Source organism: Streptomyces albidus (ex Kaewkla and Franco 2022) (genome assembly GCF_013870515.1).
GTDB classification, from domain to species: domain Bacteria; phylum Actinomycetota; class Actinomycetes; order Streptomycetales; family Streptomycetaceae; genus Streptomyces; species Streptomyces albidus.
On the sequence record NZ_JACBXA010000223.1, the window covers coordinates 1 to 9,898 of the forward strand.

The window sequence follows — 9,898 nt, forward strand, 5'->3', positions numbered from 1 at the left end:
TCGCCCAGGTCGCCGCGTTGCCACCCGCCGACGACGCTCCCGAAGTGGACGAGGAGCAGGCGGAGCGGGCAGAGCGCTCCTACGGGCTGCGGCGGCTGCTGCACGGTTTCGGCGCCGCCCTCCTGGTGGCGCTGCTGTTCGCGGCCTTCGACGCGGCGTTCGGCCTGGCGCTGCCCGTACTGATCCGGAACGGCATCGACGACGGCGTGCAGAAGTCGGCGCTCGGCGCGGTCTGGACGGCGTCCGCGCTGGCGCTGCTCATGGTGATCGGCCAGTGGTCCGCGCAGTTCTTCGCCATGCGGCTGACCGGACGCACGGGAGAGCGCGTCCTGTACGCGCTGCGGGTGAAGATCTTCGCGCAGCTCCAGCGCCTCGGACTCGACTACTACGAGCGCCACTTGGCCGGCGCCGTCATGACGCGGATGACCACCGACGTGGACGCCCTGTCGACCTTCCTCCAGACCGGGCTCGTCACGGCGGTCGTCTCCGTCTTCACCTTCCTGGGCATCCTCGTCGCGCTGTTCGTCCTCGATCTGCAGCTCGCGCTGGTCGTGTTCGCGACGCTGCCCGTGCTCATCATCGGCACGGTCTACTTCCGGCGGCACAGCGTCAAGGCGTACGAGCTGGCGCGTGAGCGGGTCAGCTTCGTCAACGCCGACCTCCAGGAGTCCGTGGCCGGTCTGCGCATGCTCCAGGCGTTCCGGCGTGAGCGGCGCGGCACCGACCGGTTCACACAGCGCAGCGACGGCTATCGGCAGGCGCGAGTGCGTGGACAGTGGCTGATCTCGGTCTACTTCCCGTTCGTCCAGCTGCTCGCGTCGCTCGCGACGGCCGCCGTGCTCGTCGTCGGTGCGGGAAGGATCGACGAGGGGACCCTCACGGCGGGCGGGCTGGTCGCCTACCTGCTCTACATCGAGCTGTTCTTCTCTCCGGTGCAGCAGCTCTCCCAGGTCTTCGACGGATACCAGCAGGCGTCGGTCGCGCTGGGCCGCATCCAGCAGCTGCTGCGTGAGGAGACCACGACGCCGGCCGCCGAGGACGCGCGTGAACCGGGCGCGCTGCGCGGCGAGATCACCTTCGAGAACGTGCACTTCCGCTACGCCACCGCCGACGGCGGCACCCATGAGGAAGAGGCGCTCTCCGGCATCGAACTGACCATTCCCGAGGGTCAGACGGTCGCCTTCGTCGGCGAGACCGGCGCGGGCAAGTCCACCCTCGTCAAGCTGGTCGCGCGCTTCTACGAGCCCACGTCGGGGGCCGTCCTCGTGGACGGAGAGGACCTGCGCACCTTCGACCTCGCGGCCTACCGGCACCGGCTCGGGGTCGTGCCGCAGGAGCCCTACCTCTTCCCGGGAACCGTGCGCGACGCGATCGCCTACGGCCGTATGGACGCCACCGACGCACAAGTCGAGGCGGCGGCACGGGCGGTGGGCGCGCACGACATGATCGCCACGCTGACGGACGGCTATCTCCACACCGTCGCCGAGCGCGGCCGCAACCTGTCCGCCGGTCAGCGCCAGCTCATCGCGCTGGCGCGTGCGGAGCTCGTCGACCCGGACATCCTGCTGCTCGACGAGGCGACCGCCGCCCTCGACCTCGCCACCGAGGCGATGGTCAATCAGGCGACCGACCGGCTCTCGGGCACCCGCACCACGCTCGTCGTCGCGCACAGGCTGACGACGGCGGCGCGGGCGGACCGGGTCGTCGTGCTCGACCACGGACGGATCGTCGAGGACGGCACTCACGCCGAACTGGTCGCGCGGGACGGGAAGTACGCGGCCCTGTGGCGGACCTTCGCGGGAGGTACGCAGGGGGGCGCCGTCCGCACCACACCACTGCGTTCAAAGGTTTGACGAAAAAGCGTGGGCTGTTGACTGGTTGTGTTCACAAATTTAGGTTCGGTCCATGCTCCGACCCGCCAGAAGCCGTGTCCGTCTGACGTTGCCGCTGCTCGCCTGCGCCTTGGTGGCAGCGGTGCCGCAGGCGTCCACCTCCGCCACGTCCCCCGCCCCCGCCGGCGCTTCGTCCTCGAAGTCGCCGGCCTCCGGCCGCGACGGATGGGTGCTCACCTCGCATGAGCGCGACCCGCACGACAGCTACCGCGCGTACGTCGGCAACGGCTATCTCGGCCAGCGAGTGGCCGCGGCGGGGTCGGGCTATTCGGCGGGCGGCGAGAAGAGCGGATGGCCGCTGTTCACGCCGCGCTACGACGGGTCGTTCGTCGCCGGGCTCTACGCGCACAACCAGAAGACCGCCGAGAACCGGCAGGCCCTGGCCGCCCTCCCCACGTGGACGACCCTGAACGTGGCGACGGGCGGGAAGAAGGGCGAGACCTTCTCCTCCGACACCCCTGCCGGCCGCATCTCGCACTACAAGCAGTCGCTCGACATGCGCCGCGGCCTGGTGCGCACCTCGCTCACCTGGACCGCTGCCGACGGCCGCGCGACCGACCTCGTCCACGAGGTGCTCGCCGACCGCAACCACCAGCACAGCGGCGCCGTACGGGTGTCGATGAGGCCTCACTGGAGCGGAGAGGCGCGCGTCACCGACGTCCTCGACGGGCGCGGGGCGCGGCGCATCTCGCAGACGGGCGGCGGCGCCCGTACGGAGAAGTCGGCGCGACCGGGCCGGCAGACGATGGACGTGGCCTTCCGCACGCACGGAACGAAGACGGACGGCGCGGTCGCGTCCACGCTGCGACCCGGGCGCGGAGTACATACAGGAGATGAACAAAAGGCCCGGCCCGCCAGCAAGTTGACCGCCAAGCAAGGCGTCTCCTTCCGGGCCCGGAAGGGCAGGACGTACGAGTTCACCAAGTACGTGGGCGTCGACACGGAACGTACCTCCGAGGCACCGGAGAAGAGCGCGCTCGCGGCGTCCCGTCAGGCGGCCGAGCGAGGCTGGGGAGGCATCTACAGGGCCCACGCCGCCTCCTGGCAGCGGCTGTGGCGCAGCGACGTCCTGGTCGAGGGCCGTCCGGAGCTTCAGAAATGGCTCCGCTCCGCGCAGTACGGACTGCTCTCCAGCAGCCGGCGGGGAGGCGACGACAGCATCGCCCCCGCCGGACTCACCAGTGACAACTACGCGGGCGTGATCTTCTGGGACGCCGAGACCTGGATGTATCCGGGGCTGCTCTCCGGACACCCCGAACTAGCCGAGTCAGTGCTGGAGTACCGCTACCGCACCCGCGAGGGCGCCCGTACGAACGCCCGCAAGCTCGGCTACGACGGCCTCTTCTACGGCTGGAACACCGGCAGCGACGGCGACCTGTGGAAGGAGTGCCACAGCTGGGACCCGCCGCACTGCCGCACCCGGAACCATCTGCAGAGCGACATCGCGCTCGCCGCCTGGCACCACTACCTGGCGACCGGCGACACCGAGTGGCTGCGCGAACGCGGCTGGCCGCTGCTCAAGGGCATCGCGGAGTTCTGGGCGAGCCGGGTGAGCAAGAACGACGACGGCAGCTACTCCATCAAGAACGTGGCCGGGCCCGACGAGTACAGCAACGGTGTCGACGACGGCGTCTTCACCAACGCCGGTGCCGCGACCGCCCTGCGCCACGCCGCACGTGCGGCCCGGCTGCTGGGTGAGTCCGCGCCGGCGAAGTGGACGAAGATCGCCGGTGAACTGCGCATCCCCTACGACAAGAAGAACCGGGTCTTCCAGCAGTACGACGGCTACAAGGGCTCCACGATCAAGCAGGCGGACACGGTGCTGATGCAGTACCCGCTGGAGTGGCCCATGTCCAAGGGCAACGCGCGCAGGACGCTCGACCGCTACGCAGCCCTGACCGACCCGGACGGTCCCGCCATGACGGACTCCGTGCACGCTGTCGACGCCGCTCAGAACGGCGTGCCCGGCTGCTCGGCCAACACCTATCTCAAGCGCTCCATCGAGCCGTTCGTGCGCGGTCCCTACGCGCTCTTCTCCGAGGCGCGCGGGGAGAGGGCGGGGGCGGCCGACCCGCATGCCGGGCAGCCCGCGCAGGACTTCCTCACCGGCAAGGGCGGCTTCCTGCAGGTCTTCACGCACGGGCTGACGGGGCAGCGGCTGCGTGAGGGCAAGCTCAAGCTGGACCCGATGCTGCCGCCGCAGCTGTCCAAGGGAGTCACCCTCAAGGGGCAGCGCTGGCAGGGCCGTACGTACGACATCGAACTCGGCGCGCACAGCACCACCGTGCGGCTGACCGACGGCAGCCCCTTCACGCTGGAGACGCCGCAGGGCGACCAGGTCGTCAGCGAGGGCGCACCCGTGGTGCTCAAGACCCGGCGCCCCGATCTGGCCCCGACGGGGAACGCCGCCCGCTGCCGGCAGGCCGAGGCGTCCTCGCAGGAGTCCGGCATGTACGCGGGGTCGGCGGTGGACGGCAGCCCGGCCACCTCGTGGAAGCCCGACGGCAAGAAGGGCTCGCTCACGGTCGCGTTGAAGAAGGCGGTCGACCGGGGGAGCGTCGCGCCGCGGTGGACGAGTCCGAAGCCGGCGAGCCACCGCATCCAGGTCTCCGCCGACGGAAAGCACTGGCGTCCGGTCGGACGCGACGGCGACAGCGGGCCGGGAAAGCCGTTCCGGTACGTGCGGGTCTCGGTCACCGCGAAGGACTCCGGGAAGCCCGCGGGGATCAGGGAGTTGACGGTGAAGGACACCTCGGGGAAGTGATCCCGGAGGCGGACGGCGCTCCCGCGCGGCGCCGTCCGCCACGGCCGCCGGCCCGCGCCGGTCACCTCTGCGCCGGTCAGCTCTGCGCCGGTCGGCTCCCGCCGGTCAGCTCTGCACCGTCCGGGCAAGCTCGACGATGTACTCGTCCACTGTCTGGACCATGCCACCGCCCGGCAGCGGCTCCGTGCCCTTCCGCCAGTGCACTGCTGAGATCTCGTCGTTGGCGGTGAAGGCGCGGGGGTCGGCGGTCTCGGCGGTGAACACCGATCCGTACAGCACGCGTCCCTTCGTCCCCAGTGAGGTCCGGGTGTGGCCGACGAAGCGCAGCGCGTCCTCGGTCACAGGCTGGCCGGTCTCCTCCCACAGCTCCCGTACGGCGGCGGCCCGTGGCGACTCCCCGGGTTCGATGCCGCCGCCCGGCAGTTCCCAGCACTCCCGCTCACGCTCGTAGACCATCAGCACCCGGCCCTCGTGCCACAGCACGATCAGGGCATAGCCCATGGGTGCGTCCTCGAGCCGTGCGTGCTCCGGCAGTTGAGAGGGGTCGTGGAAGGAGAGCAGCGCCATGTCGCGGGGGCCGGTGACCAGGGGCCGGGAGTCGGTCATGGGGTCAGCCTAGGGCGTGTCCGCGAAGTCCCGCCTGGGGCGCGGGGTCACCCCCTGGGGCCCGCACAGGATGCAGGCGGAGCGCGAGACAGGCGACACTTGCCCGGGACGGCGGCTCGGGGGAGGCGGCATGGGGATTGATCCCGGCAGGGCGTACGGGGGTTCGGGCGGCCCGGAGCGCAGACGGGTGCTGGCCCTCGGCCTCACGGCGGCGGCCGCCGGAGGAGTCGCGGGGAGCGGCCGCACGGGGGCGACCGCGCGGAGAGCCGGACGGCCGGGTGCCGTTCCCGAACCGGTGTCGTTCCTGCGCACGTCGTGGTCCACCGACCCGTACGCACGGGGCTCGTACTCCTTCCTCGCGCCCAGCCGTCTCGGCGTGAAGGCGCGGACGCTGCTCGCCGCGGCCGTCGACGGACGGCTGCACTTCGCGGGGGAGGCCTGCTCGTCCGAAGCACCGGCCACCGCGCACGGCGCGCTGGAGAGCGGACGCCGGGCCGCGAAAGAGATCGTCCGCGGCAGCCGTGAAGGGCGGCACGTCGTGGTGATCGGGGCGGGATTCGCCGGACTGGGCTGTGCCCGGGCGCTGGCGGACGCCGGCTTCGAGGTGACCGTCCTGGAGGCCCGCGACCGTGTCGGCGGCCGTGTCCGGACCCGGCGGATCGGCGGAGTCCCGGCCGAGACGGGTGCCTCCTGGATACACGGTTCCAAGGGCAATGCGATGACTCGCGTACTGCGGCAGAGCGGTGGCCGCGGACTCGAGTTCGACTACGGCAGCGTCACCGGACGTGACGCCGACGCTGTGGCCGAACTGGCCCGCCACCGCCGGAGACTCGACGATGTGGAAAATCCGGACACCACTCCTGTCTCCGCGGTGCTCCCCCGGTCCCCGTCGGCCGCCCTGCGCCATGCGGCGAACATTCACTACGCGCAGGAGTACGCCGCCGACCCGGACCGGCTCGCGGTGACCGCGGAGCGGGAGGGCCGGGATCTGCGCGGCCCCGACCTGTTGCTGCCCGACGGCTACGACAGCCTGGTCGCCCACGTCCGCGGCGGACTTCCCGTGCGTACCGGGGCCGTCGTGACGGCGGTGCGCCACAGCTCAGCGGGCGTCACCGTCACTCTGCGGAACAGCCCGGCCGTGGAGGCCGACCACGCCGTGGTCACCGTCCCGATCGGTGTGCTCAAGGCGGACACCATCGCGTTCGAGCCGTCCCTGCCGCCGGTCAAGCGGCAAGCGGTCGACGCCCTGGGAAGCGGTCTGCTCGACAAGCTCTGGCTGGAGTTCCCCCACGTCTTCTGGGACCGGGACGCCGACGTCATCGAGTTCTTCGACCGCGAGGCTCCCGGACGGTGGTCGTGGTGGGTCAACGGCCACAAGGCTTTCGGTGCGCCCGTACTGCTGGGCTTCAACGGCGGCCGGGCCGCTCATGCCCTCGCCCGTGTCTCCGACGAGGCGCTGCTCGCCAGTTGCGGGAACGCCCTGCACAGCATGCGCAGGTGAGGCGGGAAGGCGGACGCCGCGCGGGCCTGGTGCACGGGGGCGGCGTCGCAACTGCCGGGCGCTGAACGGTCGTCAGGTGTCCGCCGGGCGGCTGCCAGGCCATGCTGCCCCCGCCGCCGGGCCTCCCCGCCCCGGATCTCGATTCGTCACAGACGACGGTGCGCACGTCACATGCGGGCGAAAGATATGGCGGTGGTGCATCCGTGCCGGTAGGTTCACCTCGACTTTGCCGGATCCAGGGGAGAGCGCATGCGAAGAACGATCAGATGGCTGCTGTCACTTACGGTGCTCATAGGCACCGCGACTGTCGGTGGAGTATCGATGGGATCCGCAACCGCGGCCGACACCGATATCAAGGACCGCATCCTCGCCATCAAGGGGATGAGCCTCATCGAGGAGAAGCCGGCCGACGGCTACCGCTTCTTCCTCCTCAATTACGAGCAGCCGGTGGATCACCGGCACCCGGAGAAGGGCACCTTCAAGCAGCGGATCTCGCTGCTGCACAAGGACGAGAACCGCCCCACCGTCTTCTTCACCTCCGGTTACGGGCTGAACGAGGAGCCCAAGCGCAGCGAGCCGACACAGATGGTCGACGGCAACCAGGTGTCGATGGAGTACCGCTTCTTCAGCCCGTCCCGGCCCGAGCCGGCCGACTGGTCGAAGCTGAACATCCGGCAGGCAGCCGACGACCAGCACCGCATCTTCAAGGCGCTGAAGAAGATCTACGGGCAGCACTGGGTCTCCACCGGCGGCAGCAAGGGCGGAATGACGGCGACGTACTACCGCCGCTTCCACCCGAACGACATGGATGGCACCGTTGCCTACGTCGCGCCCAACGACGTCCGCAACGACGAGGATTCGGCGTACTACACCTTCTTCGAGAAGGTCGGTTCCAAGAAGTGCCGTGACCGGCTGAACTCCACGCAGCACGAGATCTTCGACAGGCGTGGCGAGATGGTCGACCGCCTGAAGAAGTGGGCCAAGGAAGGCAAGTACACCTTCAAGCTGGCCGGCAGTGCGGACAAGGCGTTCGAGCTCGTCGCGCAGGACCTGGTGTGGGGCTTCTGGCAGTACCACCTCGAAGAGGAGGAGTGCGCGGACGTTCCCACCAAGGACGCCAAGACGGCCGAACTGTGGGACTGGGCCAACGAGATCGGCGGCTGGGAAGCCGGCACCGACCAGGGCATCGAGTACTACACGCCGTACTACTTCCAGGCCGGCACCCAGATGGGTTCGCCCGACTACGAGTCGCCTCTCCTGGACGACGTGCGCAAGTACCCGGGTCTGAACACGCCCCGCACGTACGTGCCGCGGGACATCGCGATGAAGTTCGACCGCAAGGCGATGAAGGACGTCGACAGCTGGGTGCGCGCCAACGCCTCCCAGATGCTCTTCGTCAACGGCCAGAACGACCCCTGGAGTGCTGAGCCGTTCAGCGTGGGCAAGGGCACGGACGACGCCTACGTCTTCAAGGCTCCCGGTGCCAACCACGGTGCGAACATCGCCGGGTTGAGCAAGGACGACAAGGCAGTGGCCACGAGCGCGCTGCTCGAGTGGGCCGGTGTCGAGCCCGCGAAGGACGCGAAGCCGAAGCGTCTGACGAAGTACGACGCGGATCTGGACAAGCCCGCCAAGCAGGAGCGGATGCTGCTGCCGTAAGGCCGTGCCGCACGTCCGGCTCCGGCCGGACGTGCGGACAGACCTCGCGTACGAACAGGTGCCCGGCCCGGGTGTGTTCAGCCCGGGCCGGGCACCTTCGCGTCCGGGACCTCGTGTTCGGGGGTGCGTGTCCGAGGCTGCGGTCAGGTCGGTGCGTTCGGCCGCCGCGCCCGGTCCGGCACGCTCGCAGAAGTCAGGACCCGGAGAGCAGGGACCGCAGGTGGTCCCGCACGCCCGGAAGCAGCTCGGGCAGCTCAGGGATCTCCGGGTACCAGCGCTTCTCGTACTCCCAGCACAGCCACCCCCGCGCGGTGTCCGCCCGCGCGCCTGCCGCGACGCTGCCGGCCGTGCCGACGGCCCCGATCGGATCGTTCGCGGCGCCCGCGTGAGTGAGCAGCTCGACGACCCGGCGCAGCGGGAGGACTCCCCGGCCCGGTGCGAGGGGTGTCGTGTCGTCGGCGGAGGCGATGTCCTTGACCTGTACGTAGCCCAGGAACGGGGCGAGCAGGCGCTGGCTCTCTCCGGGGTCTTCGCCGGCCCTCCAGGTGTGCATCACGTCCCACAGGGCGCCCGCGGAGGCGTGACCGACGGCGGCGAGGACGCGTGCGACGTCCTCTCCGGTGCTGTGCGAGTCGTGCGTCTCCAGCAGGACCCGCACGCCCAGGTCCGCGGCGAAGGGCGCCAGGGCCGCCAGCCGCCGGGCCGCCGTCGCGTCCCCTTCCTCCCGGCTGCTGCTGTCCCCGCCGCCGGGGAAGACCCGCACGTAGGACGCACCCAGGTCGCGTGCCAGCTCCAGCAGCGCACGCACTTCGGCGACCACCGCGTCGTCGTCACCGGGTGCGGCGACCTTCGCGTATCCGGCGACGGTAAGGATCTCCACGCCCGCTGCCTTGAACTCCTCGACCACGTCGACCCGCTCGGCGAGCGTCAGCCCTGGATGCACGGGTTCCTCTGGATGCGCGCGCAACTCCAGTCCGTCGAAGCCGTTGTCCGCGGCGAGCTGAACGGCGTCGGAGACGGGGAGACCGGGGATCCCAAGAGTGGAGAAAGCGAGTCGCATGTGCACAGCGCATCAGATGTCGGTGGTGTCGGACAAGCTCCGAACGGCAACTGCTTGTACGTGCCTTCCTCGCCTGTGCCCTGTCTGTGTCTCGTCTGTGCCTCGTGCGGCGCGATCGGAACGACCTGCCGGGTCGTACGAGTGCCCGCCTTCCGGCGGTTCACCCGCTGCACGGGCAAGGTGGCTGGTTCCCTCCGCGGCAGATTGGTTCAGCCGCCCTGCGGCAAAGTGGTTCAGCCGCCCTGTGGCGAATTGGCTCAGCCAAGCCGCGGCAGAGTGGCTCGGCCAGAAGGCGGACGCGCGGGCATACTCGTTCCCGGTCGGGTGGAGCGGGTGGCCGCCGCCGCGCGGTCCTTCAGAGCGGCCGGTGTGCTGGGCGCGTGGCGGACGCATGCCACGAGTGTCAGCGCAGTCGG

The 9,898-nt window shown here is 70.3% G+C and carries 6 protein-coding genes; 4 read left to right on the top strand and 2 right to left on the bottom strand.

What is annotated here, in order from left to right:
- On the top strand, positions 1-1,853 hold a 1,853-nt coding region (locus H5J26_RS24390), incomplete at its 5' end, for an ABC transporter ATP-binding protein (RefSeq protein ID WP_181768105.1).
- A 52-nt stretch (positions 1,854-1,905) separates the two neighbouring features.
- Positions 1,906-4,656 carry a glycosyl hydrolase family 95 catalytic domain-containing protein gene (locus H5J26_RS24395; protein ID WP_181768106.1) on the top strand — a complete coding sequence of 917 codons (2,751 nt, stop codon included), beginning with the start codon at positions 1,906-1,908 and terminating at the stop codon, positions 4,654-4,656.
- 105 nt (positions 4,657-4,761) lie between these two features.
- On the opposite strand, the gene H5J26_RS24400 is transcribed toward H5J26_RS24395, so the two are convergent.
- Complete coding sequence (locus tag H5J26_RS24400; RefSeq protein ID WP_181768107.1) at positions 4,762-5,262, bottom strand: NUDIX domain-containing protein; 501 nt, start codon at positions 5,260-5,262, stop codon at positions 4,762-4,764.
- Positions 5,263-5,392: 130 nt separating this feature from the next.
- On the opposite strand from H5J26_RS24400, the gene H5J26_RS24405 reads away from it, so the two are divergent.
- Both H5J26_RS24405 and H5J26_RS24410 read left to right on the top strand, forming a co-directional pair.
- Positions 5,393-6,763, top strand: a complete 1,371-nt coding sequence (locus H5J26_RS24405) for a flavin monoamine oxidase family protein (RefSeq protein ID WP_181768108.1) — start codon at positions 5,393-5,395, stop codon at positions 6,761-6,763.
- A gap of 249 nt (positions 6,764-7,012) precedes the next feature.
- On the top strand, positions 7,013-8,422 hold the full coding sequence (locus H5J26_RS24410; RefSeq protein WP_181768109.1) for a S28 family serine protease: 1,410 nt from the start codon (positions 7,013-7,015) through the stop codon (positions 8,420-8,422).
- Between the two features lie 193 nt (positions 8,423-8,615).
- Here the strand turns inward: H5J26_RS24410 and H5J26_RS24415 are convergent, their stop codons facing one another.
- Positions 8,616-9,482, bottom strand: a complete 867-nt coding sequence (locus H5J26_RS24415; protein ID WP_181768110.1) for a sugar phosphate isomerase/epimerase family protein — start codon at positions 9,480-9,482, stop codon at positions 8,616-8,618.
- Positions 9,483-9,898: the final 416 nt, after the last annotated feature.

Bases quoted from the DNA above. Each gene is read 5' to 3' on its own strand.
- H5J26_RS24410 (WP_181768109.1), top strand. From the start codon at position 7,013: ATGCGAAGAACGATCAGATGGCTGCTGTCACTTACGGTGCTCATAGGC.
- H5J26_RS24405 (WP_181768108.1), top strand. From the start codon at position 5,393: ATGGGGATTGATCCCGGCAGGGCGTACGGGGGTTCGGGCGGCCCGGAG.
- H5J26_RS24400 (WP_181768107.1), bottom strand. From the start codon at position 5,262: ATGACCGACTCCCGGCCCCTGGTCACCGGCCCCCGCGACATGGCGCTG.
- H5J26_RS24395 (WP_181768106.1), top strand. From the start codon at position 1,906: ATGCTCCGACCCGCCAGAAGCCGTGTCCGTCTGACGTTGCCGCTGCTC.
- H5J26_RS24415 (WP_181768110.1), bottom strand. From the start codon at position 9,482: ATGCGACTCGCTTTCTCCACTCTTGGGATCCCCGGTCTCCCCGTCTCC.